Source organism: Aeromicrobium sp. CnD17-E (assembly GCF_024124745.1).
Taxonomy (GTDB): Bacteria; Actinomycetota; Actinomycetes; order Propionibacteriales; family Nocardioidaceae; genus Aeromicrobium.
Genome location: NZ_JAMXRU010000005.1, coordinates 39,331 through 64,985 on the forward strand (window position 1 = coordinate 39,331; position 25,655 = coordinate 64,985).

The 25,655-nt window shown below is 71.8% G+C and carries 22 protein-coding genes; 13 read left to right on the plus strand and 9 right to left on the minus strand.

From position 1 onward, the window contains the following. Window positions 1–2: 2 nt before the first annotated feature. The 3 genes from NH339_RS02255 to tkt all read right to left on the minus strand — a co-directional run bounded on the left by NH339_RS02255 (window position 3) and on the right by tkt (window position 4,960). Window positions 3–1,607, minus strand: coding sequence for a glucose-6-phosphate isomerase (locus tag NH339_RS02255; protein WP_253022062.1), 1,605 nt, complete (start codon window positions 1,605–1,607; stop codon window positions 3–5). 3 nt (window positions 1,608–1,610) lie between these two features. Beyond that, window positions 1,611–2,699, minus strand: coding sequence for a transaldolase (gene tal / locus NH339_RS02260; RefSeq protein WP_253022064.1), 1,089 nt, complete (start codon window positions 2,697–2,699; stop codon window positions 1,611–1,613). A gap of 83 nt (window positions 2,700–2,782) precedes the next feature. Continuing rightward, window positions 2,783–4,960 (minus strand): transketolase, encoded by a 2,178-nt coding sequence (gene tkt, locus NH339_RS02265; protein WP_253022066.1) that lies wholly within the window; start codon window positions 4,958–4,960, stop codon window positions 2,783–2,785. A 96-nt stretch (window positions 4,961–5,056) separates the two neighbouring features. Between tkt and NH339_RS02270 the strand changes: the two genes are divergently transcribed. Together NH339_RS02270 and NH339_RS02275 are read left to right on the plus strand one after the other, a co-directional pair. Further along, on the plus strand, window positions 5,057–6,046 hold the full coding sequence (locus tag NH339_RS02270) for a heme o synthase (protein WP_374208164.1): 990 nt from the start codon (window positions 5,057–5,059) through the stop codon (window positions 6,044–6,046). Between the two features lie 104 nt (window positions 6,047–6,150). Then, complete coding sequence (locus tag NH339_RS02275; RefSeq protein WP_256474868.1) at window positions 6,151–6,486, plus strand: N-acetyltransferase; 336 nt, start codon at window positions 6,151–6,153, stop codon at window positions 6,484–6,486. Window positions 6,487–6,552: 66 nt separating this feature from the next. On the opposite strand, the gene NH339_RS02280 is transcribed toward NH339_RS02275, so the two are convergent. From NH339_RS02280 to NH339_RS02290, 3 genes are read right to left on the minus strand one after another with little or no spacing between them, the layout of a single operon-like run. Continuing rightward, window positions 6,553–7,455, minus strand: a complete 903-nt coding sequence (locus NH339_RS02280) for a heme A synthase (RefSeq protein WP_253022070.1) — start codon at window positions 7,453–7,455, stop codon at window positions 6,553–6,555. Beyond that, the gene (locus tag NH339_RS02285) at window positions 7,446–8,219 is read right to left on the minus strand and encodes an ABC transporter permease (RefSeq protein WP_253022072.1); all 774 of its coding nucleotides are present in this window, start codon (window positions 8,217–8,219) and stop codon (window positions 7,446–7,448) included. The genes NH339_RS02280 and NH339_RS02285 overlap by 10 nt, the downstream gene beginning before the upstream one ends. Beyond that, the gene (locus NH339_RS02290; protein ID WP_253022075.1) at window positions 8,216–9,160 is read right to left on the minus strand and encodes an ABC transporter ATP-binding protein; all 945 of its coding nucleotides are present in this window, start codon (window positions 9,158–9,160) and stop codon (window positions 8,216–8,218) included. The genes NH339_RS02285 and NH339_RS02290 overlap by 4 nt, the downstream gene beginning before the upstream one ends. 58 nt (window positions 9,161–9,218) lie before the next feature. Here NH339_RS02290 and NH339_RS02295 point away from each other — a divergent pair, with 58 nt between their 5' ends. Beyond that, the gene (locus NH339_RS02295; protein ID WP_253022078.1) at window positions 9,219–10,316 is read left to right on the plus strand and encodes an ATP-dependent DNA ligase; all 1,098 of its coding nucleotides are present in this window, start codon (window positions 9,219–9,221) and stop codon (window positions 10,314–10,316) included. Here the strand turns inward: NH339_RS02295 and NH339_RS02300 are convergent. Continuing rightward, the gene (locus NH339_RS02300) at window positions 10,313–11,104 is read right to left on the minus strand and encodes a GTP pyrophosphokinase family protein (RefSeq protein ID WP_253022080.1); all 792 of its coding nucleotides are present in this window, start codon (window positions 11,102–11,104) and stop codon (window positions 10,313–10,315) included. The two genes, NH339_RS02295 and NH339_RS02300, sit on opposite strands and share 4 nt — an antisense overlap. 105 nt (window positions 11,105–11,209) lie before the next feature. On the opposite strand from NH339_RS02300, the gene NH339_RS02305 reads away from it, so the two are divergent. After that, entirely contained in the window at window positions 11,210–11,785 is a 576-nt protein-coding gene (locus tag NH339_RS02305; RefSeq protein WP_253022114.1) for a YdeI family protein, read from the plus strand. Between the two features lie 200 nt (window positions 11,786–11,985). On the opposite strand, the gene NH339_RS02310 is transcribed toward NH339_RS02305, so the two are convergent. Further along, window positions 11,986–13,074, minus strand: coding sequence for a DNA polymerase domain-containing protein (locus NH339_RS02310; protein WP_253022082.1), 1,089 nt, complete (start codon window positions 13,072–13,074; stop codon window positions 11,986–11,988). A gap of 111 nt (window positions 13,075–13,185) precedes the next feature. On the opposite strand from NH339_RS02310, the gene NH339_RS02315 reads away from it, so the two are divergent. The 8 genes from NH339_RS02315 to NH339_RS02350 are packed head-to-tail and all read left to right on the plus strand — an operon-like array spanning window position 13,186 to window position 19,695. Further along, window positions 13,186–13,887: a metalloregulator ArsR/SmtB family transcription factor gene (locus NH339_RS02315; RefSeq protein WP_253022117.1), complete on the plus strand. Its 702-nt coding sequence runs from the start codon at window positions 13,186–13,188 to the stop codon at window positions 13,885–13,887. After that, a complete protein-coding gene (gene sufB / locus NH339_RS02320) occupies window positions 13,884–15,308 on the plus strand; it encodes a Fe-S cluster assembly protein SufB (protein ID WP_067857641.1) in 1,425 nt (474 codons plus the stop codon). The genes NH339_RS02315 and sufB overlap by 4 nt, the downstream gene beginning before the upstream one ends. After that, a complete protein-coding gene (gene sufD, locus NH339_RS02325) occupies window positions 15,308–16,495 on the plus strand; it encodes a Fe-S cluster assembly protein SufD (RefSeq protein WP_253022084.1) in 1,188 nt (395 codons plus the stop codon). Before sufB ends, sufD begins: the two co-directional genes overlap by 1 nt. A gap of 3 nt (window positions 16,496–16,498) precedes the next feature. Then, entirely contained in the window at window positions 16,499–16,831 is a 333-nt protein-coding gene (locus tag NH339_RS02330; protein WP_253022086.1) for a non-heme iron oxygenase ferredoxin subunit, read from the plus strand. 5 nt (window positions 16,832–16,836) lie between these two features. After that, on the plus strand, window positions 16,837–17,595 hold the full coding sequence (gene sufC / locus NH339_RS02335) for a Fe-S cluster assembly ATPase SufC (protein WP_067857633.1): 759 nt from the start codon (window positions 16,837–16,839) through the stop codon (window positions 17,593–17,595). Between the two features lie 2 nt (window positions 17,596–17,597). Continuing rightward, complete coding sequence (locus tag NH339_RS02340; RefSeq protein ID WP_256474857.1) at window positions 17,598–18,839, plus strand: cysteine desulfurase; 1,242 nt, start codon at window positions 17,598–17,600, stop codon at window positions 18,837–18,839. A 2-nt stretch (window positions 18,840–18,841) separates the two neighbouring features. Beyond that, on the plus strand, window positions 18,842–19,303 hold the full coding sequence (sufU, locus tag NH339_RS02345) for a Fe-S cluster assembly sulfur transfer protein SufU (RefSeq protein ID WP_067857627.1): 462 nt from the start codon (window positions 18,842–18,844) through the stop codon (window positions 19,301–19,303). Next, on the plus strand, window positions 19,300–19,695 hold the full coding sequence (locus tag NH339_RS02350) for a metal-sulfur cluster assembly factor (RefSeq protein ID WP_256474858.1): 396 nt from the start codon (window positions 19,300–19,302) through the stop codon (window positions 19,693–19,695). Before sufU ends, NH339_RS02350 begins: the two co-directional genes overlap by 4 nt. 6 nt (window positions 19,696–19,701) lie before the next feature. Here the strand turns inward: NH339_RS02350 and NH339_RS02355 are convergent, their stop codons facing one another. Then, window positions 19,702–22,419 carry a hypothetical protein gene (locus tag NH339_RS02355; protein WP_253022088.1) on the minus strand — a complete coding sequence of 906 codons (2,718 nt, stop codon included), beginning with the start codon at window positions 22,417–22,419 and terminating at the stop codon, window positions 19,702–19,704. A gap of 697 nt (window positions 22,420–23,116) precedes the next feature. Here NH339_RS02355 and NH339_RS02360 point away from each other — a divergent pair. Beyond that, a complete protein-coding gene (locus tag NH339_RS02360) occupies window positions 23,117–25,618 on the plus strand; it encodes a putative Ig domain-containing protein (RefSeq protein WP_253022090.1) in 2,502 nt (833 codons plus the stop codon). Window positions 25,619–25,655: the final 37 nt, after the last annotated feature.

Sequence of the window (25,655 nt, forward strand, 5' to 3'; positions counted from 1 at the left end):
GCTCAGCCCAGCAGGTCGCGCAGCGGGGCGGCCGCGGCCTGCGGGTCGGACAGGTGCAGGCGCAGGACCGGACGGCCGTGGTCGCGCAGGACCTGCGCGTCGCCGGCTGCCTGGGAGGCGATGAACTCCCCGAACGTGAAGTCGCGACCGGGGACCGCGAGGTCCTCGTGCGGGTCGCTCGTCAGCTGGAGGAACACGCCCGTCGCCGGACCGCCCTTGTGGTACTGGCCCGTGGAGTGCAGGAACCGCGGACCCCACCCGAACGTGACGGGTCGCCCGGTGCGGCGGGCCAGCTGCTCCCGCAGACCGGCGTAGGCGCTGAGGTCCCAGCGGTCCAGGTACGCCTGGACGGCGAGGTACCCGTGCTCGTCGTCGACCTGGGCGAGGAGGTGCTCCACGGCGTCGGCGAGGCTGGAGGCGTCGGTGCCGAACGCGGAGACCGGTCCGTCGACCAGGTCGGCGCCCGGCTCGTCGTCACCGCCGCCGCTGAGCTTGTCGCGGGCGGCCTGCTTGGCGCTCTCGACGTCGGGCTGGTCGAACGGGTTGATGCCGATGAGGGCGCCCGCGACGCTCACGGCCACCTCCCACAGCAGCATCTGCGCGCCGAGACCGCCCGTGACGCCGGCGGCCCAGCCGGACGTGCTCGTCGGCGCGTCCGAGGAGCCGGAGACGGCCAGGAAGGAGTCGGGCGTGCTCGGCTCGACGTTCACCGCGTGGCCGCTCTCGACCACGACGGGCAGGATGCCGTGGCCGATCTTGCCCGTCGACTCGGCGACGAGCTGCTCGATCCAGTCGCCGACGCCCCAGGCCTCGGCGGTGCCGGCGTCGTGGTCGAGGAGCACCAGCTTGTCGACGGAGGAGCGGTTGGCCACGCCGAGCGCGGCGCCGAGGCGCAGCGCCGGGTTGGCGACGTCGTCCGCGAACAGTGTTGCCGTGGCGTCGGCGGCCTCGTCGAGCAGACCGCCAATGTCGGCACCCGCGAGCCCGCTGGGCACCAGGCCGAACGCGGTGAGCGCGGAGTAGCGGCCACCGACCTCGGGGTCGGCGTGGAACACCCGGTACCCGGCCTCCGTCGCCTGCTCGTCGAGCGGCGAGCCGGGGTCGGTGACGACCACGAGGTGGTCGGCGGGGGAGAGCCCCGCCTCGGTGAAGGCGTGCTCGTACGCGCGCCGCTGGCTGTCGGTCTCGACGGTGCCGCCGGACTTGCTCGACACGACGACGACCGTGCGCTCGAGGCGGTCGGCGATCGCCGACCGCACCATGTCGGGCTGGGAGGAGTCGAGAACGGTCAGCTCGACACCGGCAGCGGCGCAGATGACCTCGGGAGCCAGCGACGAGCCGCCCATCCCGCAGAGGACGACGTGGTCGAGACCGCGCTCGTGCAGCTCGGCACGCAGCGCCTCTACCTCGGCGACGAGCGGTCGGGACGACTCCGCGAGCGTCGTCCAGGAGAGCCGCTTGGCCGCCTCGGACTCCGCGTCGGGACCCCACAGGGTGGCGTCGTGGGCGTGCAGCCGCGAGGCGAAGCGGTCGGCGACGAGCTCCGCGAGCGCGGCGTCGAGGGCGGCCTGGTCGGCGACGGTGAGCGTGACGTCCGGTGCCGCCATGGCTCAGGCCTTCTCGAGCTCGGAGCGGACGCTGTCGAGCAGCTCGGCCCAGGAGGCGTCGAACTTCTCGAGGCCCTCCTTCTCGAGCTTGGCCACGACCTCGTCGTAGCCGATGCCCTTCGCCTCGAGGTCGGCGATGACCTGGCGGGCCTCGTCGTAGCGGCCGGTGACCCGGTCGCCCTCGACCTCGCCGTGGTCGGCGAACGCCTGCAGCGTCTTCTCTGGCATCGTGTTGACGGTGTCGGCGACCACGAGCTCGGTCACGTAGAGCGTGTCCGGGTAGGCGGGGTCCTTCACGCCGGTGGAGGCCCACAGCGGTCGCTGGGCGTGGGCGCCGCGCTCGCGCAGCGACGCGAAGCGCTCGGAGCCGAAGACCTCCTCGAAGGCCTCGTAGGCGAGCCGCGCGTTCGCGATGGCTGCCTTGCCGCGCAGCGGGTCACCCTCCTCGAGCCGTCCGTCGACCTCGCTGTCGACGCGGCTCACGAAGAACGACGCCACCGAGTGGATGGCCGAGAGGTCGCGACCGGCCTCGGCGGCGCGCTCGAGCCCCTCGACGTAGGCGTCCATGACGGCGCGGTAGCGCTCGAGGGAGAAGATCAGCGTCACGTTGACGCTGATGCCCTCCGCGATCGCGTCGGCGATCGCCGGGAGGCCCTCGACCGTCGCGGGGATCTTGATGAGGAGGTTGGGCCGGTCGACCGTCTCCCACAGGCGCTTCGCGATGGTGGTGGTGCGGTCGGTGTCGCGGGCGGCGCCCGGGTCGACCTCGATCGAGACGCGGCCGTCGACGCCGTCGGTGCGGTCGTAGACCGGCCGCAGCACGTCGCACGCCTCGCGCACGTCGGTCGTGGTCAGGGCGAAGACCGTCTCGTCGACGTCGGCGCCGGCGGCCTTCAGCTCGGCCACCTGCGCGGCGTAGCGGTCGCCGTCGGACAGGGCCGAGGCGAAGATGGTGGGGTTGGTGGTGACGCCGACGACACCGCCCTCGGTGACGAGCTCGGCGAGGTTGCCGGACTCGATGCGCTCACGGGACAGGTCGTCCAGCCAGATGGAGACCCCGGCGTCGGCCAGGGCCTGCAGTCGCTCGTTCATGGTGCTCCTCCTGCCGCCGTCCGGCGGCGTGGTGGTCGGGGTGGGACCCGCGCCGGCGGCGCAGGCCCCGTTGCTGTGCGCGCTCAGTGCTGGTCGGGAAGGACCGGACCGCTCGGGCGTGCGTGGAACGGTGCCTCCGCGGCTCCGACCGCGTCGATCGAGGCGCGGGCGGCGTCGGCGACGGCGCCGGGCGTGATGCCGAACTCCTGGTAGAGCCGCTGGAAGTCCGCCGAGGCACCGAAGTGCTCGATCCCGACGACCTGGCCGGCGTCGCCGACCACGTCGCGCCAGCCGAAGGACACACCGGCCTCGACGACGACGCGGGCACGGACGGACGGCGGGATCACGCTGTCGCGGTACCCGCTGTCCTGCTGCTCGAACCACTCGCGCGACGGCATCGAAACGACACGGGCGGCGATGCCGTCGGCGGCGAGCGCCTCACGGGCCTGGACCGCGATCTCCACCTCGCTGCCGGTGCCGACGAGGACGACGTCGGGGGAGACGTCCTGGCCGTCGCGACGGGCCTCGAGTAGCACGTAGGCGCCCTTGGCCGTGTCGGCCGCGTCGCCCCACGTCTCGCCGTCGACCTCGCCACGCGGGTAGGTGCGCAGGTTCTGCCGGCTCAGGGCCAGCGCGACCGGACGGTCGTGGATGCCGAGCAGCGTCTGCCAGGCGGCGACCGTCTCGTTGGCGTCCGCGGGCCGCACGACGTCGAGGCCGGGGATGGCGCGCAGCGCCGCGAGGTGCTCGATCGGCTGGTGCGTCGGGCCGTCCTCGCCGAGGCCGATGGAGTCGTGGGTCCAGACGTAGGTGACCGGCAGCTGCTGCAGCGCGGCGAGGCGCACCGCGGGGCGCATGTAGTCGCTGAACACGAGGAACGTGCCGCCGTACGGCCGGGTCGGGCCGTGCAGCGCGATGCCGTTGAGGATCGCGCCCATGGCGTGCTCGCGGATGCCGAAGTGCAGCACACGGCCGTACCAGTCGCCCTGGAACTTCTTGGTCGACCACTCCGGCGGGATGAACGAGGGCTCACCCTTGGGGGTCGTGTTGTTCGACCCGGCGAGGTCGGCGGAGCCGCCCCACAGCTCGGGCAGCACGGGGGCGAGCGCCGACAGCACCTCGCCGGAGGCGGCACGCGTCGCGACACCCTTGTCGCTGGCCTCGAAGGTCGGCAGGGCGTCGGTCCAGCCGTCGGGCAGCTCGTGCGCCTGCAGCCGGTCGAGGAGGGCAGCGCGCTCGGGCTGGGCGGACCGCCAGGCGTCGTAGGTCTCCTGCCAGGCGGCGTGCGCCTCGGCGCCGCGCGCACGGGCCGCGTGCGTGTGCTCGATGACCTCCTCGGCGACCGCGAACGTCTGCTCGGGGTCGAAGCCGAGCAGCTCCTTGGTGGCCGCGATCTCGTCGGAGCCCAGCGCCGAGCCGTGCGAGGCGCCGGTGTTCTGCGCCGACGGCGCGGGCCAGGCGATGATCGAGCGCAGCACGATGAGGCTCGGCTTGTCGGTGACCTGCTCGGCCGCCTGGTAGGCGTCCCACAGCGCGGGGACGTCCTCGCGGTACTCGCCGCCGCCGTGCGTCCAGTCGACCGTCTGCACGTGCCAGCCGTACGCCTCGTAGCGGGCCGCGACGTCCTCGGTGAACGCGACGTCAGTGTTGTCCTCGATCGAGATCTTGTTGTCGTCGTAGAGGACCGTCAGGTTGCCGAGCTTCTGGTGGCCGGCGAGCGAGGACGCCTCGGCCGACACGCCCTCCTGCACGTCGCCGTCGGAGCAGATGACGTAGACGTGGTGGTCGAACGGGCTCTCGCCGGCGCCGGTCTCGGGGTCGAGGATGCCGCGCTCGCGGCGGGCGGCCATGGCCATGCCGACGCCGTTGGCGATGCCCTGGCCGAGGGGGCCGGTGGTGACCTCGACGCCGGGAGTGTGCCCGTGCTCCGGGTGGCCGGGCGTCTGGCTGCCCCACGTGCGCAGGCTCTTGAGGTCCTCGAGGGTCATCGGGTAGCCGGCGAGGTAGAGCTGCACGTACTGCGTGAGGCTCGAGTGGCCGCACGACAGGACGAACCGGTCACGCCCGATCCACGACGGGTCGTTCGGGTCGTGACGCATGAGCTTCTGGTAGAGCAGGTAGGCCGCCGGCGCGAGGCTCATGGCGGTGCCGGGGTGGCCGTTGCCGACCTTCTCGACGGCGTCGGCAGCGAGCAGACGCGCGGTGTCGACCGCCTTGGCGTCGAGCTCGGTCCAGTCCAGGGATGCAGAGGTGCTGGTCACGGTGCTGGTCGCTCCTGGGTCGTGGGGGAAATTCTGGGGAGGGACGTGGTGGAGCCCTCGGTTCGACCCTATCGCCGAGCGTCTAGACTCTGCCAGGTGAGTGCACTTCGGTCGAGCAGCCGCAACGACCCCTCGTCGACCCCGGCCGACGGCGCTGGCGCGGACACCCGCGTGGTGACGTCCAGCCAGGTCCGTCGCAGCGGTCCGGTCGACGTGCTCAACGCGTACGTGGCGCTGATGAAGCCGCGCATCATCGAGCTGCTGCTCCTGACGACCGTGCCGGTCATGTTCCTCGCCGCACGCGACGTGCCCTCGTTCTGGCTGATCGTCGCGACCGTCGTCGGCGGGACGCTCTCCGCGGGCAGCGCCAACGCGCTCAACTGCGTGTTCGACGCCGACATCGACCAGAAGATGCGGCGCACGTCGCGCCGACCGCTGCCGCGCCACGGTGTCTCCACCGCGGGCGCGCTCTGGTTCGGGCTGGCCCTCGCCGTCGTCTCGACCCTGTGGCTCGGCCTGCTGGTCAACTGGCTCTCGGCCGGGCTCGCGCTCGCCGCCAACGTCTTCTACGTCGTCGGCTACACGATGCTGCTGAAGCGCCGCACGCCGCAGAACATCGTGTGGGGCGGGGCTGCCGGCTGCTTCCCGGCGCTCATCGGCTGGACCGCCGTCACGAACGAGCTGGCCTGGCCGCCTTTCGTGCTGTTCCTCGTCGTCTTCTTCTGGACCCCGCCGCACTTCTGGTCCCTCGGCCTGCGCTACCGCGACGACTACTCGGCCGCCGGCGTGCCGATGCTGCCGTCGGTGGCCAGCGCCGCCACGGTGTCGCGCCAGATCGTCGTCTACTCGTGGGTCATGGTCGCGACGTCGCTCGCACTCTGGCCGGTCGCCGGCATGGGCTGGTTCTACACGGGTGTCGCGATCCTGCTGGGCATCGTGTTCCTGGTCGAGGCGTACGACCTGCGCTCGCGCGCGAAGGACACCGAGGAGCTGTCGGTGATCAAGCCGATGCGGCTCTTCCACTTCTCCAACGCCTACCTCGCGCTGCTGTTCGTCGCCGCGGCGGTCGACCCGTTCCTGCGCTGAGCGTCGAGCGGCTCGGCCCGGACGACTGGCGGCGGTTCCGCACCGTCCGCCAGGCCGCGCTGCGCAGCGACCCTGACGCGTTCGCCGCGTCGGCGCACCGCTGGCTGAGCGACCTCGACGTCGAGGCGCGGTGGCGTGAGCGCCTCGAGGCGGTCGTCACCTACGTGGCCTGCCTCGACGGGACCGACGTCGGCACCGCGGGCGTGAGCGCGGACCACGAGCTGCTCGGCATGTGGGTGGCGCCCGCCGTGCGAGGCACCGGCGTGGCGGACCGCCTCGTCGACGCCGTCGCCCGGCACGCCACTGCTGGCGCCCCGCTGCACCTGCGCGTCATGGCCGGCAACGACGTCGGCGTGCGCTTCTACACGCGCTGCGGCTTCGTCGTGACCCACCCGGAGCCCGACGTCGAGGGCTGCCTCAGCATGACCCGCCCCCGCTGACCGTGACCCCGCTGACCGTGAAGACGTGGCCCTTGATCGCTCCGGATCGGGGCCACGTCGTCACGGTCAGTGCTGCAGCTGGGGCTCGCGCACGCGGGTGCGGGTGAGCACCACGAGTCGGGTACCGACCGACACCAGCACCGCAGCACCGACGAGGTGCACCGCGACCAGCGCGATCGGCAGGTCCGTGAAGTACTGCACGAAGCCGATGACGCCCTGCGCCAGCTCGGCGACCAGCAGCAGCGTGGCCGCTCGGACGGCGAGCGGGCTGGTGCCGCTGCGCCGCAGCACGAGGATGGTCACGATCGTCAGGGCGACGAGGACGTAGACGCCCCAGGCGTGCACGTGGCTCCAGAGGCGCGGGTCGAGCCCGTTGCGCGGTGCGTTCACGTCGCCGGCGTGCGGCCCGCTCCCGGTGACGACCGTGCCGAGGTAGACGACGACCCAGAGCGTCGCGTACGTGGCCAGCACGAGACGACGGGCGAGCACCGGCACGTCGTCGGCGACGTCGCCACGCACGCGCAGGAGCAGCCAGGTGGAGCCCGCCACCAGGAACAGGGAGAGCACGAGGTGCAGCGCGACGATCCAGGGGTTGAGGTCGGTCAGCACGGTGATGCCGCCGATGACGCCCTGGAACGGGATGCCGACGGCCAGCACGACCGCGAGACGACGCAGGCCACGACCCTCGGACCAGCGCCACACCGCGACGACCGTGCCGATCGCGATGGCGATGAGCACGTAGGTGAGCAGCCGGTTGCCGAACTCGATCAGGCCGTGCAGACCCAGGGCGCGGTGCGGCACGAACGACTCGTCGGTGCAGCGCGGCCACGTGGGGCACCCGAGCCCGGAGGCGGTGAGGCGGACCAGCCCGCCGGTCAGGATGATGACCGTGTTCGCGACCAGGCTGGCCCAGGCCCAGCGCTCGACGACGTCGCGGGTGGGGGTCCGAAGACCGAGCGTCATTCCCATCGGAACGTCCTTGCGGTCAGGGCGGTGCCGACGGCCGCCCAGGCCGCGAGCACCACGAGGGGGAGCAGGTCGACGGTGCCGGCGTCGAACGCCGTGCGCAGGCCCTCGCCGAGCGCGCCGGACGGCAGCAGCTGCAGCAGTCCTTGCGCGCCGTCGGGGTAGCGCGAGAGCGGCACGATGAGCCCGCCGCCGACCAGGAGGAGCACGTACACGAGGTTCGCGACGGCGAGCGTGGCCTCCGCGCGCAGCGTGCCCGCGATGAGCAGGCCGAGCGAGCCGAACGCGGCGGTGCCGAGGACGGCGAGCACCACGAGCCACAGCCACGGGGCCACCCCGCCGGCGGGCGACCAGCCGAGCGCGAGGGCCACCGACGCGAGCAGCACCAGCTGCACGACCTCGACCACGACCACCGCGGCGACCTTGCCGACGAGCAGGCCCCAGCGCGGCAGCGGCGACGCGCCCAGCCGCTTGAGCACCCCGTAGCGACGCTCGAAGCCGGTCGCGATCGCCAGCGACGTGAACGACGTGGAGAGCACGGCCAGCCCGAGCACGCCGGGCGTGATGATGTCGATCGGACGGCCCGCCCCGAGGTCGACGACCTTGCCCGAGCGGGTGCCGGCCACGAGGAGCAGCAGGGGGACGACGAGCGTGATGAGGAGCTGCTCGCCGTTGCGGGCGAGCAGGCGCAGCTCCATGCGGGCCTGCGCGGCGAGCATGGCGGGGGTGCGGGCCGCGCCAGGACGCGGCGAGAGGTCGAGGCTCATCGCAGGGCCCGTCCGGTGAGGTCGAGGAACCGGTCCTCGAGCGTCTGCTTCTCCACGAGCACCGACTCCGCGAGCACGCCCTGGCCGGCGAACCAGGCGGTCAGGGTGGCGAGGAGGCCGGGGTCGACGGTGCCGATGACGACGTACTGCCCGGCGGCGGTCTCCCGCACCTTGGTGTCGGCGGGCAGCGCGGTCATGAGCGCGTCGACGTCGAGCCCGGGTCGGGCCGCGAACCGGACGGTGTTCTCGGCGCCTGAGCGCACGAGGTCGGCGGGGGAGCCGCTGGCGATGACGCGTCCGGCGTCGACGATGTGCACGACGTCGCTGAGCGTCTCGGCCTCGTCCATGAAGTGCGTCGTGAGGACCACCGTGACGCCGCTCGCGCGCAGCTCGTCGAGCAGGTCCCACGTGGCGCGACGTGCCTGGGGGTCGAGCCCGGCGGTCGGCTCGTCGAGGAAGACCAGCTCCGGGCGGCCGACGACGGCCATCGCCAGGCCGAGCCGCTGCTGCTGGCCGCCGGACAGGCGACGGTAGGCGGTGCGGCCGCACGACCCGAGCCCGAGGCGCTCGACGAGGGCGTCGACGTCGAGCGGGTGGGCGTGCAGCGACGCCACGTGGCGCAACATCTCGTGAGCCCGCACGCCCGACCACGCGCCACCGGCCTGCAGCATCACGCCCACGCGAGGCCGCAGCGCTGCCGCGTCGCGGACCGGGTCGAGGCCGAGCACGCGGACCGTGCCCGACGTCGCGCGCCGGAAGCCCTCGCAGGTCTCGACCGTGCTGGTCTTGCCGGCACCGTTCGGCCCGAGGACCGACGTGACCGTGCCGGTGCCGACCGAGAGCGTGAGCCCGTCGACCGCGGTGACGTCGCCGTAGCGGACGACGAGGTCGTGGATCTCGACGGCGGCGCCGACGGAGCCGTCGACGGGAGGGTGCTTCACCCCGTCAGTCTAGAGATCGTCGCCCGGCGGGTGGTCCGGGGCACCGTAGCCTGGTGCGATGGACCTGCCCGTCATGCCGCCGCTGCAGCCCATGCTCGCCAGGTCGGTCAAGGGGGTGCCCGCCGCCGATGCCGTCGACGGTGGCTACCTGTTCGAGCCGAAGTGGGACGGGTTCCGGGCCGTCGTCTTCCGCGACGGCGACGAGGTGGAGATCGCCAGCCGGTCCACCAAGGCCCTGACCCGCTACTTCCCCGACGTCGTCGCGGCGGTGCTGGCGCAGCTCCCCGAGCGTTGCGTCGTGGACGGCGAGATCGTGACGGTGGTCGGCGACCGGCTCGACTTCGACACGCTGTCGCAGCGCATCCACCCGGCGGCCTCGCGGGTGAGCCTGCTCGCCGAGGAGACGCCCGCGAGCCTCGTCGTGTTCGACCTGCTGGCGCTCGACGACACGTCGTACCTTGACGCGCCGCTGCACGAGCGCCGGGCCGTGCTCGAGGCGGCCCTCTCCGACGTGGAGGCACCGGTCCACGTCACGCGCACGACGCGGGACAGTGCCGAGGCCGGACGCTGGTTCGAGCAGTTCGAGGGTGCGGGTCTCGACGGGGTCGTGGCGAAGCGGCTCGACGCCCCGTACACCCCGAACGGGCGCACCATGCTCAAGGTCAAGCACGCCCGCACGGCCGACGTCGTGGTCGCCGGGTACCGGCTGCACAAGACGTCGACGCCCGAGCAGCCGCTGCTCGGGTCGATGCTGCTGGGGCTGTACACCGACGACGGCCGCCTGCAGCACGTCGGCGTCTGCGCCTCGTTCACCGCGACGCGCCGGGCCGAGCTGGCGGCCGAGCTCGCGCCCCTGCGGGCGGAGCTGTCGGAGCACCCGTGGGGTGCCTGGCAGACCGCGCAGGCCCACGAGGACGGCCGGCTGCCGGGCGGGCAGAGTCGCTGGACCGGCACGAAGGACCTCTCGTTCGTGCCGCTGCGCCCGGAGCGCGTGGTCGAGGTCGGCTACGAGCACATGGAGGGACGCGGCGAGGAGGGCCGGTTCCGCCACACGGCGCAGTTCAAGCGCTGGCGTCCGGACCGGGAGCCGACGTCGTGCACGTACGCCCAGCTCGAGGAGGTCGTGTCCTACGACCTCGGTGACGTGCTCGCCTAGCGACCCGGTCGCTCGCCGAGGCGGCGCAGCTGCTCCAGCAGCGCCTCGGACGGCAGCAGCTCGTCGCCCGCGATGAGGTCGTCGCGCACCTCGGCGGGCAGCGTCTCGACGCCGTCCTCGCCGAGGTGGCGCACCTCGTCGTGCAGCGCCTCCATGCGGGCATCGAGGGCGTGCGCGGAGTCGGCGGCGTCGCAGAGGCGCTCGGCGAGGTCGTCAGGGACGGCGCCGCGGTACTTGTAGTGGATCTTGTGCTCGAGGCTGGCCCAGAAGTCCATGGCGATCGTGCGCAGCTGCACCTCGACCGTGACCGGGACGGGACCGTCCGACAGGTACACGGGCACCTCGAGCAGCAGGTGCAGGCTGCGGTAGCCGTTGGCCTTGGGCGAGGCGATGTAGTCGCGGACGTCGAGGACGGTCAGGTCGTCCTGCGACGTGAGCAGCTCGTGCACGCGGTAGACGTCGGAGACGAAGCTGCACGTGACGCGCACGCCCGCGATGTCGGTGATGGTCTCGCGGATCGACTCGAACGTCGGCAGCGTGCCCTTGCGGCCCATCTTCTCCGCGAGGCTGTCGGGCGACTTGAGCCGCGACGCGATGTGCTCGATGGGGTTCGTGTCGTGCATGAGCGCGAACTCGTCGCGCAGGATCGTCAGCTTGGTGACGACCTCCTCCATCGCGAACCGGTGCCGGAGCATGAAGCGGGTGAAGTCCTGCCGCAGCGCCTTGGGGTCGTCGAGGTGCAGGACCTCGTCGCCCTGCCCCAGCGCCTCCTTGCTCGTCAGCTCCACGCGGTCAGCCTACGACGGGCGGTCGACGCGTGACGCGTCCCGCGCGAGGCGGCCTGAGGTCGGCGCTGTGTCGGCGCGGGGTCCTACGGTGTCCTCGTGGGCGTGATGGACGAGGCGGAGCAGGTGGCTCCCGGGTCGCTGACGGCGTGGCACGAGTGGCTGCGGGAGCACCACGGCGACGCTCGCGGCGTGTGGCTGGAGATGACGGCCCGCGGCGCCGAGGGTGACGACGCGCTGTCGTACGAGAACGCGGTCTGCGAGGCCCTCTGCTGGGGATGGATCGACGGTCGGGTCCGCGGCGCCGTGGACGGGCGGGGCGCCGCGATCTGGATGTCGCCACGTCGGCGGGGGAGCGCGTGGGCCGCGTCGAACCGGGCCCGCGTGGCCCGGCTGGTCGAGGAGGGGCGGATGCGTCCGCCCGGCCAGGCCGTGGTCGACACCGCGCGGGCCGACGGCTCCTGGACCGTCCTCGTCGGACCCGAGCAGGGCGAGGAGCCGGACGCGCTGCGTGCCGGCCTCGACGCCGACCCCGCGGCCCGCGCCTTCTGGGACGCCCTGCCGCCGAGCGCCCGGCTCTTCGCACTCACCCAGCTCGCCACGGCCAAGCGGGAGTCGACCCGCCTCGCCCGCATCGAGAAGCTGCTCGCCCAGTGCCGCGCGGGCGAGCGGCCCGACCGCTGACGCTTCGATCGACGGTCGCCCCCGAGCGGTGGATCCTCCACGGAATGCGCGTCCGGGCAGTGAAGCATCCACCGCTCAAGGCAGGCGGAGTCGGGCGGCGGATCCTCCACCTTGTCAGTGCCCAGACGGTGGAGAGCTCACCGCTCTGGGGGAGCTGGCGTCGGGCGGTGGATCGTCCACCGTCGCAGCGCGCCCGGACCTCAGCCCTGCTTGTTGCGCGTGTCCTTGCTGGGCTGCACCCGCTTCGGCTCGCCGGGCATCTTGGGGTACTCCGGGGGATAGGGCAGGTCGCCGAGACCGCGCTCGAGGTCGGCGCGCCATAGGTCGAGCAACGGCTCGAGCGACTGGGGGTCGTCGTCGATGTCGGCCCAGGCGTCGCCGCCGCGCTCCGCGAGGAGGCCGGGGATCGTGCGCAGCGTGAAGGCCATCGGGTCGTCGACGTCGGCGAGCTCGTCCCACCGCAGCGGGAACGACGCGGGGGCTCCCTGCTTGGGGCGGAGGCTGTAGGCCGATGCGATGGTGCGGTCGCGGGCGTTCTGGTTGACGTCGACGAAGATCCGGTCGCCGCGCTCCTCCTTCCACCAGGCCGTGGTCACGCGGTCGCTGCGTCGCTCGAGCTCACGGCCGAGGCCGATGGCGGCGTGCCGGACGTCGGTGAAGGTCCATCGCGGCTCGACCCGGACGTACACGTGCACGCCGTTCTTGCCGCTGGTCTTCACGTGGCCACGCAGGCCGAGGTCGCCGAGCAGCTCCTGCACGGTGCCGGCCTCCCGGACGGCGTCGACGAAGCCGGTGTCGCCGTGCGGGTCGAGGTCGATCCGCAGCTCGTCGGGGCGGTCCAGGTCGCCGCGTCGGGCCGGGCCGGGGTGGAAGGTGATGGTGCCCATCTGCGCGGCCCACGCCACGACGGCGACGTGGTCGGGGCAGAGCTCCTCGGCGGTGCGTCCGGTGGGGAAGTGCACACGCACCGACGGCGCCCAGTCGGGCATGCCGCGCATGACCCGTTTCTGGTAGAACGCGTCGCCCTGCGGACCACGTCCGTGGGTGGCCTCACGGGCCGTGAGCGTCATGCCGGGCTGCACGCCCTTGGGCCACCGCTCCAGCGCGGTCGGGCGGTCGCGCAGGGCGCGGACGATGCCGTCGCCGACCGCGACGTAGTACTCGACGACCTCGAGCTTGGTGACCTCCGGTCCGTGCTCGGACGCCGGGTAGATCACCCGGTCGGCGCTGGAGACCCTCACCTCGCGTCCGTCCGCGTCGACGACGACCGCCGGTGACTTCGCTGCCATGACAGCACCCTAGGACCGCGACCCGTCCGGGGCGAGCGTGCCGAACGCGGGTGAGGGTTGCCTTCTTTGAACGGCCGGAATCAATAACGGCACACTGGTGTTGTGAAATACATGCGCGCCGAGGAGATGGAGTCGACGACCGTCGACGACGCCCCCACGCGCGAGCGCGTTGCGACGTCGATCCTGGAGCACGGTCCGTCGACCGCAGCCGACCTCGCCCAGCGGCTGGGCCTCACGCCCGCCGCCGTGCGGCGTCACCTCGAGCAGCTGTTGGCGGACGGCGTCCTCGCCCAGCGCCAGCCGCGCTCGACGGCGCGTCGGGGTCGAGGCCGTCCCGCCAAGGTCTTCGTCATCACCGACGCCGGCCGCGACACCTTCGCGCACTCCTACGACGACCTCGCCGCCGACGCACTCCGCTTCCTGTCGGAGACCGCGGGCGACGAGGCGGTCGCCGCGTTCGCGGCCCGACGTCTGCGCGCCCTCACCGAGAAGTACCGCCCGCTCGTCGAGGCCGCGCCCGTCGAGGAGCGTCCTCGGGTGCTCGCCGACGCGCTGAGCGCCGACGGGTTCGCCGCGTCGGCCGGGACGACCCCGGCCGGTGCGCAGATCTGCCAGCACCACTGCCCGGTCGCGCACGTGGCGGCCGAGTTCCCCCAGCTGTGCGAGGCCGAGACGGCGATGTTCGCCGACCTGCTCGGCTCCCACGTCCAGCGCCTCGCGACGATCGCCCACGGCGACGGCGTGTGCACGACCCACCTGCCCCATCCCACGACCCAAGCCACAGGTCCCACCACAGAGAGGGTGTCGTCATGACGACCAACTCGATCGAAGAGCTCAACCCCGGGCTCAAGGACGTCGGCCGCTACGAGTTCGGCTGGTCCGACGCGAACGACGCGGGTGCCAACGCCCAACGCGGCCTCAACGAGGAGATCGTGCGCGACATCTCCGCGAAGAAGAGCGAGCCGCAGTGGATGCTCGACCTGCGCCTGAAGGGTCTGCGGCTCTTCGACCGCAAGCCGCTGCCCACGTGGGGCGCGGGGCTCGAGGACATCGACTTCGACAACATCAAGTACTTCGTGCGCTCCTCGGAGAAGCAGGCCGCCTCGTGGGAGGACCTGCCCGAGGACATCAAGAACACCTACGACCGCCTCGGCATCCCCGAGGCCGAGAAGCAGCGGCTCGTCGCCGGCGTCGCCGCGCAGTACGAGTCCGAGGTCGTCTACCACTCGATCCGTGAGGACCTCGAGGAGAAGGGCGTCCTCTTCCTCGACACCGACACGGCGCTCAAGGAGCACCCGGAGATCTTCGAGGAGTACTTCGGCACCGTCATCCCCGTCGGTGACAACAAGTTCTCCGCACTGAACACGGCGGTGTGGTCCGGCGGCTCGTTCATCTACGTGCCCAAGGGTGTCCACGTCGACATCCCGCTCCAGGCCTACTTCCGCATCAACACCGAGAACATGGGCCAGTTCGAGCGGACGCTGATCATCGCCGACGAGGACTCCTACGTCCACTACGTCGAGGGCTGCACGGCGCCGATCTACTCGAGCGACTCGCTGCACTCCGCGGTCGTCGAGATCATCGTCAAGAAGAACGCCCGCGTCCGGTACACGACGATCCAGAACTGGTCGAACAACGTGTACAACCTGGTCACCAAGCGCGCGACGTGCGAGGCCGGCGCGACCATGGAGTGGGTCGACGGCAACATCGGCTCGAAGGTCACCATGAAGTACCCGGCCGTCTACCTGATGGGCGAGCACGCCCGCGGCGAGACGCTGTCGATCGCCTTCGCGGGCGAGGGCCAGCACCAGGACGCCGGTGCCAAGATGGTGCACGCGGCTCCCCACACGTCGAGCTCGATCCTGAGCAAGTCGGTGGCCCGCGGTGGCGGTCGCACCTCCTACCGCGGCCTGCTGCAGGTCATGGAGGGCGCGTACGGCTCGGCCAGCACGGTCAAGTGCGACGCGCTGCTCGTCGACCAGGTCAGCCGGTCCGACACGTACCCGTACGTCGACGTCCGTGAGGACGACGTGACGCTCGGTCACGAGGCCACGGTCTCCAAGGTGAGCGACGACCAGCTCTTCTACTTCATGCAGCGCGGCATGGAGGAGGACGAGGCCATGGCGATGATCGTCCGCGGGTTCGTCGAGCCCATCGCGCGGGAGCTCCCGATGGAGTACGCGCTCGAGCTGAACCGCCTCATCGAGCTGCAGATGGAAGGAGCCGTCGGCTGATGACCCTCGTCGACACCGACCGCACGGTCGAGAACATCGGTCAGGCCCTGGAGCTCGACCACGTCGAGTCCCACCTGCACCCCGAGCCGTCCTACGACGTCGCGGCGCACCCGGTGCCCACAGGCCTGGAGGAGATCTGGCGCTTCACGCCGCTGAAGCGGCTGCGTGGCCTGCTCGACGGCACCCCCTCCGACGCGCACCTCACGTGGGAGCAGCAGCTGCCCGAGGGCGTCACGCTCACCGAGATCAGCACGGCCGAGGCGCAGGCCCTGGCCGTCAACGCCCCCTTCGACCGGCTCGGCGCGCTCGCCGTGGCGAACGCCGGGGGAGCGGTGCTGCTCGATGTGCCCGCCAACCTCGAGCTCAGCGAGCCCGTGCGGCTGACGCTCACGGGCGACTCCGTCGACTCGACCGTCTGGGGCCACGTCGTGGTCCGCGTCGGCACGCACGCGAAGGCCACGGTGGTCGTCGACCACGCGGGCAGCGCGACGTACGACGCGTTCACCCAGGTCGTCGTCGGCGACGGCGCCTCGCTCGACCTCGTCACGGTCAACGACTGGGCCGACGACGCCGTGCACGCCGGCCAGTACAACGTGCGCGTCGGTCGCGACGCGTCGGTCCGCGCGTTCGAGGTCAGCCTCGGCGGCGACCTCGTGCGCACCAACGTGAACGTCGACTACGCGGGGCCCGGCGGCAGCGCCGAGCTCCTCGGCGTCTACTTCGCCGACGCCGGCCAGCACATCGAGCACCGCCAGTTCGTCGACCACACGGCGCCGCGCACGAAGAGCAACGTCGAGTACAAGGGCGCGCTGCAGGGCCAGGACGCGCACACCGTCTGGGTCGGCAACGTGCTCATCCGCAAGGTGGCCGAGGGCATCGAGACGTTCGAGCAGAACGACAACCTCGTGCTCACCGACGGCGCCAAGGCCGACTCCGTGCCGAACCTGGAGATCGAGACCGGCGACATCGCCGGTGCCGGTCACGCCAGCACCACCGGCCGCTTCGACGACAACCACCTGTTCTACCTGCAGAGCCGGGGCATCGAGGAGGCCGAGGCGCGTCGTCTCGTCGTGCACGGCTTCTTCAACGACATCATCCGACGCATCGGCGTGCCCGAGCTGCAGGAGCGGCTCGTGGAGGCGATCGAGTCCGAGCTGGCCGGTGCCGACCTGAGCAAGGTCGGCTGAGCGATGCCCGAGTCCGGACCCCAGTTCGCGGCACCCCTCGACGTCCTCGTCGAGGGGACCGCGACCGCGGTGACCGTCGACGGCGTCGACGTCGCGCTGGTGCGCGAGGGCGACGCGGTCTACGCGATCCGCGACGAGTGCTCGCACGCCGCCATCCCGCTGTCGGAGGGGGAGGTGGAGGGCTGCGAGATCGAGTGCTGGCTGCACGGGTCGCGCTTCGACGCCCGCACCGGCAAGCCCCTCAACCTGCCGGCCACCGAGGCCGTCCCCACCTACCCCACGACCATCACCGACGGACGCGTCCTGGTCGACGTGTCCGCCCCCACCAGGAGCTGAACCACATGAGCACCCTCGAGATCAAGAACCTGCACGTCTCGGTCAACACCGAGGACGGCGCGAAGGAGATCCTGCGCGGCGTCGACCTCACGGTCAACAGCGGCGAGGTCCACGCCATCATGGGCCCGAACGGCTCGGGCAAGTCGACGCTCGCGTACTCGATCGCCGGCCACCCGAAGTACACCGTCACCGACGGCGAGGTCCTGCTGGACGGCGAGAACATCCTCGAGCTCAGCGTCGACGAGCGCGCCCGCGCGGGCCTGTTCCTCGCGATGCAGTACCCCGTCGAGGTCCCCGGCGTGTCCGTCGCGAACTTCCTGCGCACCGCCAAGACCGCCATCGACGGCGAGGCCCCCAAGCTGCGCACCTGGGTCAAGGACGTCAACGCCGCCCTCGAGCGCGTCACCCTCGACCCGACGTTCGCGCAGCGCAGCGTCAACGAGGGCTTCTCCGGCGGTGAGAAGAAGCGTCACGAGATCGCCCAGCTCGAGCTGCTGAACCCCAAGTTCGCCGTGCTCGACGAGACCGACTCCGGCCTCGACATCGACGCCCTGCGCGTGGTGTCCGAGGGCGTCAACCGCTACACCGACCAGGGTGACCGTGGCGTCCTGCTGATCACGCACTACACGCGGATCCTGCAGTACATCAAGCCCGACTTCGTGCACGTGTTCGTCGCGGGCAGGCTGGCCGAGTCCGGCGGTCGCGAGCTGGCCGACCAGCTCGAGGCGGAGGGCTACGACAAGTACGTGAAGGCCGCGGTCTGATCATGACCTCTTACGACGTCGAGGCGGTCCGCAAGGACTTCCCCATCCTCGAGCGCACGCTGGCGGGCGACCACCCGCTGGTGTACCTCGACAGCGCCAACACGTCCCACAAGCCGCGCCAGGTGGTCGAGGCGATCGAGCAGCACTACCTGCAGCACAACGCGAACGTGGCCCGGGCGATGCACCAGCTCGGCGCCGAGGCGAGCGAGGCGTTCGAGCTGGGTCGCACCAAGGTGGCCGGCTTCATCGGCGCCGGTCGGCGTGAGGAGGTCGTGTTCACCAAGAACGCGTCCGAGGCGCTGAACCTGGTGGCGCGCGTGCTGGGCGACGCGGGCACGGTGGGGGAGGGCGACGAGGTCGTCATCTCCGAGATGGAGCACCACTCCAACATCGTGCCGTGGCAGCTGCTCACGGAGCGCACCGGCGCGACGCTGCGCTGGTTCGGCGTGACCGACCAGGGGCGTCTCGATCTCGACGACCTCGACACGCTCGTCACCGAGCGCACCAAGGTCGTCTCCCTGACGTGGGTCTCGAACATGCTCGGCACGATCAACCCGGTCGAGCGGGTCATCGCCCGGGCCCACGAGGTCGGCGCGCTGGTCGTCATCGACGGGTCACAGGCCGTGCCGCAGATCCCGGTCGACGTCAGCAGCCTCGGCGCCGACTTCGTCGCCTTCACCGGCCACAAGATGGTCGGCCCGACGGGCATCGGCGTCCTCTGGGGCCGCTACGACCTGCTTGCCTCGCTGCCTCCGTTCCTCGGTGGCGGCGAGATGATCGAGACCGTGACGATGGAGCGTTCGACGTTCGCTGCTCCGCCGCACCGGTTCGAGGCCGGCACCCCGCCGATCGCGCAGTCCGTGGGCCTCGGTGCCGCGGTGGACTACCTGAGCGCGCTCGGCATGGAGAACGTGGCCGCGCACGAGCAGGCGATCACGGCCTACGCGCTGGAGCGCATGCAGGAGGTCGACGGCCTGACGGTCGTCGGACCGAGGGAGGCCGTGCAGCGTGGGGGAGCGATCAGCTTCACCCTCGACGACGTGCACCCGCACGACGTCGCCCAGCTGCTCGACTCCCGCGGCGTGGCGGTCCGCGCCGGGCACCACTGCGCCAAGCCGGCGCACCAGCGGTTCGGTGTGCAGTCCACCACGCGCGCGTCGTTCTACCTGTACACGACCGAGGCCGAGATCGACGCGCTCGTCGAGGCGATCCGGCACACCCAGCAGTACTTCGGAGGGCGGTGACCATGGCCGACGCATCCCAGGTGGACGCGCTGTACCAGGAGATCATCCTCGACCACTACAAGCAGAAGCACGGCTCGGGCCTGCGTGACCCGTTCGAGTCCGAGGTGCACCACGTCAACCCGACGTGCGGCGACGAGGTGACCCTGCGGGTCCACCTCGACGCCGGCACCGTCTCCGACGTCTCGTACGACGCCGTCGGCTGCTCGATCAGCCAGGCGTCGGCGTCGGTGCTCAACGACCTCGTGGTCGGCAAGCCCGTCGACGACGCCTTCGCGACGCTCGACGCCTTCCAGGCCCTCATGCAGGGCAAGGGCGAGGTCGAGCCCGACGAGGACGTGCTCGAGGACGGCATCGCGTTCGCCGGTGTCGCCCAGTTCCCGGCGCGCGTGAAGTGCGCGCTGCTCTCGTGGATGGCGTTCAAGGACGCCACCAGCCAGGCTCTCAGCACCCAGGAGGACGCATGAGCGACCCCACCAGCACCCCTGACCACTCCGACCTGCCCGAGGTCGACCTGAACGCCCCGCAGGAGTCCGCCGTGTCGACGGCGACGAAGGACGAGGACGTCTGGGAGGCGATGAAGGACGTCGTCGACCCCGAGCTCGGCATCAACGTCGTCGACCTCGGCCTCGTCTACGGCGTCGACGTCGACGACCACAGCAACACGGTCCTGTCGATGACCCTGACCTCCGCGGCCTGCCCGCTGACCGACGTCATCGAGGACCAGACCCGCGCCGCCCTTGACGGGATCGTCAACGACTTCCGGATCGAGTGGGTCTGGATGCCGCCGTGGGGCCCGGACAAGATCACCGACGACGGCCGCGAGATGCTGCGCGCCCTGGGGTTCAACGTCGGATGAGGTCGTTCAGCCTGCGCTTCTGGTCCTGCGCAGCGTGAGGTCGAGGGAGCCAGTCGTCTCACCGACCGGGTCGACGATCACGAGGAACGACGCGTTGGAGTCCCCGTAGGACGCAGACGACTGCGCCCGGGCCGTGACGGGGGCTCCGCGGTACCTCACGGACGAGGCCGAACCCCGCCCGGTGCTACCTCCCTGCGGACGGGCCAGCAGGTCTGCCTGGCCGGTCGAGGAGAGCGGGCCATCCTCCGGGCGGCGAAGGGCGCCTCCCGTCGCGGTCACCTCGAGCAGGTCGTCGTAGGCCGCGGGCACGCTGTAGACGGCCAAGCCACCCGCGCGGGAGACCTGAGCGCGCGCCGTCGTTCCTGAACTGCCGGGGTCGAGGGCGACCGGACGGGTCACGAGGACCTCCACGTCGGCGGCCGTGGGTGCTGTCGAGAGCGGGGTCAGGCGGTACTGGTATCGGCCGTCCGCCGGGATCCGGTGCAGCGGCGCCCCTGCGCACCCGTCCGCGTCCCTGTCCTCAGCGTCGGGGCGGTACGCAGTCTCCACCACGTCCTCGCGATCCTCGAAGCCGCTCAAGCGGTCGCGGAGAAGAGTGCCCTGGCAGGGTGCTCCTCCCTCGCGCCTCGTGGTGCGCACGGTCACGAGGTCGCCCTCGCGGGCGTCGAAGACGGCCAGGAGCTCGCGCGCTGCCACACCGCCGGTCGTCAGGCGCACGGCCGGACCGTTCGGGCTCACGGTGGTGCGTGCGGGCGAGGAGGTCTGCACGTCGACCGAGCCAGGACCGCGCGCCTCCACGACCATGTCGACGACCCCGCGGCTGGAGGGCACGGACGTCACACGGTCCCGGTGCTGCCACACGTGGTCGGCGCGTCTCGGTTCGAGGTAGATCTGGCGGCTCGGATCGAAGGTGGAGTCGTTGGTCGTCGTCGTCAGTCGCGTTCCGGCGGGCGCCTCGTAGCGCAGGACACGGAAGTAGCGTCCATCGGCGATGGTGGTGCGGTGGTCGGCCCCGAGGCCGACGGTCGTCGGACGCTCGCGGTGGACGACGACCTCGCTCTCGACCTCCACGGCATCACCGGGGGCCCTGACGTGGACGAAGGTGCCCGCTCGCTCCACGTGATGGGGCAACTCGGAGGGGAAGGAGCCGAAGGACTCGGTGTAGTCCACCCGACCGACAGCCACGGTCCCTCGGGTCGCGTAGTCGATTCCCACCGTCGGCTTCGTGTCGACGTAGGTGTCGGCCTCCGCGGTGAAGCGGACCCAGATCTCACGGCCGGCCAGACCTCCGCTCGAGGTGGTCGTCCGCTCGCCACTGCCCACGTCGTAGACACGCGGGGTCGACACGTCGAGGTCGAAGGCGCCGGACGAGCGGGGTCCGAAGGTCGCGACGACGTAGTGACGGTCGGCGCGCTCCGCCGCACCACCGCGCACGAGGAGACCTGCGTCGCCCCGGACCTGCCGGCCGGTGGCGAATCCCTCGGCAGAGACGACCTCGAGGTTCAGCCGTTCGTCCTCACGCGTGAGCGAGGCGGCGGAGGCGGCGTAGGTGACGCGCTTCCCGGCCTCGACGTCCACGTCGTACACGACGAACCCTCCGCGCGCCTTCACCGAGGCCCGGGTCGTCGACTGGTTGACGTCGAGACGCTGCTCACGACCGGTCAGCAACCGCACCTCCGTCGTGGTCTCTCCGCCGACGCCGGTCCGGACCTCGAACCGGTACTTGCCGGTGCTCGGGAGGCGCCAGACCAGAACGCCGTCCTCGTCGGTGAAGCGCCGGACCTCCTGACCGCTGCTCAGGTCGACCAGGCGGGAAGGGGTCACGCTGGTGTCGTTGACCGCCACGAACCTGACGAACGACTCCGCCTGACCCTCGAAGGCGAGGTCGAGTCGCCGTCCTCGGGCAGACCCGGTCGACATCAGCACCGCAGCGCCGTCGAGCGTCGCGCTGAACGTGGCCGGGCTGGTCGCCGAGAGATCCCACGTCCCGGCCGCTTCGGCCGCATCCGTCGTCACCGTGTACGTCCCAGCCTCGCGCGTCACGAAGGCGGGCTGGACGTACTGCCCTTGGGGGCGCCTGCTCAGCGGCACCGTATCCCCGTCGGGTCCACGCACCACGAGGCCGTCACGGTGGTCGGTCCATGGCGCCCCTGTCGTGCTGTGCAGCCGGATCTCCGTCCGGGCAGGTGCGTCGATCACTGCCGTGGCGGGACGCTCGGCGGAGTAGGCCATGCCGGTCGGTGCACCGTTGAGCACTACTGCGCGAGACCCGGTGGTCGCCCGCGGCACCGGCCGATCGGAGACGGTGACGACGACCTCGGGGGACACGGCCTGGGCCAGTCGGTCGGTCTCCATCGTCCTCAGTCGGTAGCGGTGCCGACCGGGCGGAGGGTCGACACTGAACTGCACCTCGCCCTCGAAGACGTCGTCGACGGCATCCACCTCCCATGCGCCGTCGACCAGCCGCTGCAGCTGTGTCTCGTCGCCCTCTCGGTGCTGCAACGCCTCGCCCTCGAAGTCCAGCACACCGCCGACGGGTGCGTGGCTGCGCTCCACCCAGAGGACGACGTCGGGCCGGGGCACGACGCGCACCTCCAGAGGCTCGGACACCGCCTGCTCGAGGGTCGAGGTCCTTTCCTGCACGGCGCGGTAGATCGAACCGGTGCCTGACGGCCGGACGACGACCTTCGCGTTCCCGTCGGTGTCGAGGCGACCGGTGCCCACGCGTTCCCACTCGTCGTCCGACGCGCGTCGTTCCCAACGAACCCGTGCGCCCTCGCCTCGCGACCCGGCATGGCTCCAACCGTGCAGGGTCGTGGTTTCGCCAGCAGCCACGTGCCGGGGCTCCGCCTGCACGAAGAGCGGATGGCTGGCGCGCCTGACCTCCACGCGGCGGGTCGCCGACGTGCTGGCCTGGTGGCGCGTCGTCGCCGGCTTGTGCACCCGGAAGAGGTAGGTCCCTGGGCTCGGACGAGACTTGTGCCTGCTCACTCCGGAGGCATCGAGACGGCCCGAACCGATCGTCGTCCAACCGCGCGACGTCCGCTGCTGGAACCGCACGACGTCTCCCGCGGCGAACCTGCCTCGTGGCGACTGTCCGCGGAGCGTGAGCCGGTTGCCGGTCTCGAGGGAAGCCGCGGAGGTCACCAACGTCACCGAGGACGATCTGCGAGCCGCCTGTGCGGCCGTCGGCGCGACGAGGAGCCCGGCGACAAGGGCGGCGACGACGAGGGGGACGAGGCGGGGGAGAACAAGCACGGCGGGGCCTTTCGACGCCTGAGGCTAACCGTCCCGACGGGCGTCCGCCCACCGAAGGAGAGATGCGCGGCACCTGCGCGAAACCTGGGACGGCGCACTGAACTGCGTGTTACAACGAGTCTGGCGCCTGGTTCCCGGGGCTCCCTGAACCGAAGGTCGTCCTGTGCCGTCTGCGCGCCCGTCCCGTCTCACCCTGCTCGTCCTGCTGGTCACCGGCATCCTCCTCGCGGGGATGCTGCCCGCGAGCGCCGCGTCGTCGCGCACGCTCAGCCTCAAGGCGTCCAGCACCACGCCGACCGCGGGTAGCACGGTCACGCTGTCCGGGACGCTCAGCGCGTCGCCGAAGGGTGCGACCGTCACCGTCCAGCGGCTCTCGGGGTCGCGGTGGGTCAAGGTCACGTCGGTCCGCACCACCGGCACCAAGGGCGCGTGGAGCACGCGCCTGACCGTCAGGACGGTCGGCAGCACCAAGCTGCGCGCCGTCTCGGCGGCCATCCGCAACCGCAAGGCGGCCACGTCGCGCAGCACGACGCTCGACGTGCGTCGCAAGGTCACGGTCACCGCAGCGCTCACGCCCAGCCGGGTGACCGTGGGTGACGACGTCGTCGTCAGCGGCAAGGCGACTCCCTTCGTGCGAGGCACGACGATCTCCGTCCAGAGCGTCTCCGGTCGTACCGCCACGACGGTTGCCTCGACCACGCTGGCCGCCGACGGGACCTACCGCGTCACCCTCCGGACCACGAAGACCGGCAGCACGACGTACCGCGCCGTCGTGGCCGGACGCACGGGCTACGCGGCCGCGACGTCACCGAGCCGCACGCTGGTCGTCGAGGCCACCCCGGTGCAGCCCGTCATCACCACCAGCAGCCTCCCGCGCGGCCGGACCGGCGTCGCCTACAACGCGCGCCTGACCACCGACGGCGACCAGCCGGGCACCTGGTCGGTCTCGCCCGCCCTCCCCGCCGGACTCGCGCTCGACGCGCGGTCCGGCGCGATCACGGGCACGCCGACCACCGCCGGCGACGTGAGCACCAGGGTCACCTTCACGCACGACAACGGCAAGGTCGCCACCACGACCCTCACGCTCTCCGTCGACGAGTCCCCGAGGATCACCACCGCCTCCCTCCCGACCGCCCTCAAGGGCGCGCCGTACGACCAGACGCTGACGGCGTCGCAGGGCGGTTCTTGGACGCGCACCTCGGGCAGCCTGCCTCCGGGCCTGTCCCTCGGGTCCGACGGCCGGCTCTCCGGCACGCCCACGTCGTCGGACGCGTCGTCGACCTTCACGGTGCGCTTCACGAGCGCGTCGTCCGGCCTCACCGCCGACCGCACGTACACGGTCCGGAGCACGCGGATCATCGCCACCACCGAGGTCGTCGCCGGTCAGGTCGGCGTGCCGTACCGCTACCAGCTGCGCACCAACGCCCCGACGGCCGGCACGTGGGGCACGAGGGGCGGTACGCCGGGCGGCCTGACGCTGAGCCCCGACGGCGTGCTCAGCGGCACCCCCACGCAGGCCGGGACGAGCTACGTCGTCCTCACCTTCACCCCGACCGGCGCGACGGCGCCTGCCGACGAGCAGAACCTCTTCCCCGAGACGGAGGCTGCGGGCTCGACGACGCCCTCGACCGGTGAGGTCAGCGGCGGCTACGGGTACGCCTGCCGCGTCAACGGCTCCGACCGTGCCGCGGCGTGCTGGGGCTCCAACTACGGCGGTCAGCTCGGCACCGGACCGGTCAGCTCGGAGAACACGGTCCGTCGCCAGGCGACGGCCGTCGTCGGAAGCTCGGCCTGGCTGACCATCGACAGCGGCGACTTCTTCAGCACCTGCGGCATCAAGACGAACAACAGCCTGTGGTGCTGGGGCCGCAACGACAACGGCATCCTCGGCTCGGGCGACGGCGACGCCTCGTGGGCCGACAGCCCCCGAGCGGTCGTCGGTGGCGGGTCGTGGAGCGACGTCGGGATCGGCGCGGCGCACGCGTGCGGCATCAAGACCGACGCCTCCCTCTGGTGCTGGGGGCCCGCCGACCAGCTCGGCGAGACCGTGCCGTCGGGCAAGGACAGCGTGAGCTCGCCGCTGCGGGTCGGGCAGGCCCTCTGGCGGTCGGTGAGCGTCGCCGACTTCAGGACGTGCGCGGTGCGTCTCGACGACACCCTCTGGTGCTGGGGGAAGGGCGAGCGCCCCACCCAGGTCGTCGGCTCGTGGCAGGGCGTCGTCACCTCCGCCTTCACCACCTGCGGCGTCCGGACGGACGGCACGCTCTGGTGCTGGGGTCGCAACACCTCGGGCCAGCTCGGCGTCGGCACCACGACCGACTCCGCGGCGCCCGTCCAGGTGGGCCGCGACACCGGGTGGAGCCAGGTGTCGGTGTCGTCGGACCTCGGGACCGGCTCGACCTGCGCGACCCGCACCGACGGCACCGCCTGGTGCTGGGGCTCGAACACCAGCGGCCAGCTCGGCGACGGGACGACCACCGCGAGCAGCGTCCCGGTGCGCGTCGACCAGACGCGCTCGTGGTCGTCCGTCACGACGGGCAAGGGCTACGCGTGCGGCGTCAAGAACGACGGCTCGCAGCGGTGCTGGGGTACCAACAGTGGCGGCGAGCTCGGCAACGGCCGCAACGACGGCGGCGGCGCGATGCCGACGAAGGTCGTCGGCTGAGTCCTCGCAGGACGGCATGACCCACGTCTCGCCGCGA

Coding starts and splice junctions, on each gene's coding strand:
- tal (WP_253022064.1), bottom strand. CDS start 2,699: ATGAACGAGCGACTGCAGGCCCTGGCCGACGCCGGGGTCTCCATCTGG.
- NH339_RS02285 (WP_253022072.1), bottom strand. CDS start 8,219: ATGAGCCTCGACCTCTCGCCGCGTCCTGGCGCGGCCCGCACCCCCGCC.
- sufU (WP_067857627.1), top strand. CDS start 18,842: ATGGCCGACGCATCCCAGGTGGACGCGCTGTACCAGGAGATCATCCTC.
- NH339_RS02340 (WP_256474857.1), top strand. CDS start 17,598: ATGACCTCTTACGACGTCGAGGCGGTCCGCAAGGACTTCCCCATCCTC.
- NH339_RS02330 (WP_253022086.1), top strand. CDS start 16,499: ATGCCCGAGTCCGGACCCCAGTTCGCGGCACCCCTCGACGTCCTCGTC.
- NH339_RS02310 (WP_253022082.1), bottom strand. CDS start 13,074: ATGGCAGCGAAGTCACCGGCGGTCGTCGTCGACGCGGACGGACGCGAG.
- NH339_RS02305 (WP_253022114.1), top strand. CDS start 11,210: ATGGACGAGGCGGAGCAGGTGGCTCCCGGGTCGCTGACGGCGTGGCAC.
- NH339_RS02350 (WP_256474858.1), top strand. CDS start 19,300: ATGAGCGACCCCACCAGCACCCCTGACCACTCCGACCTGCCCGAGGTC.
- NH339_RS02315 (WP_253022117.1), top strand. CDS start 13,186: ATGCGCGCCGAGGAGATGGAGTCGACGACCGTCGACGACGCCCCCACG.
- sufD (WP_253022084.1), top strand. CDS start 15,308: ATGACCCTCGTCGACACCGACCGCACGGTCGAGAACATCGGTCAGGCC.
- sufC (WP_067857633.1), top strand. CDS start 16,837: ATGAGCACCCTCGAGATCAAGAACCTGCACGTCTCGGTCAACACCGAG.
- sufB (WP_067857641.1), top strand. CDS start 13,884: ATGACGACCAACTCGATCGAAGAGCTCAACCCCGGGCTCAAGGACGTC.
- NH339_RS02255 (WP_253022062.1), bottom strand. CDS start 1,607: ATGGCGGCACCGGACGTCACGCTCACCGTCGCCGACCAGGCCGCCCTC.
- NH339_RS02280 (WP_253022070.1), bottom strand. CDS start 7,455: ATGGGAATGACGCTCGGTCTTCGGACCCCCACCCGCGACGTCGTCGAG.
- NH339_RS02295 (WP_253022078.1), top strand. CDS start 9,219: ATGGACCTGCCCGTCATGCCGCCGCTGCAGCCCATGCTCGCCAGGTCG.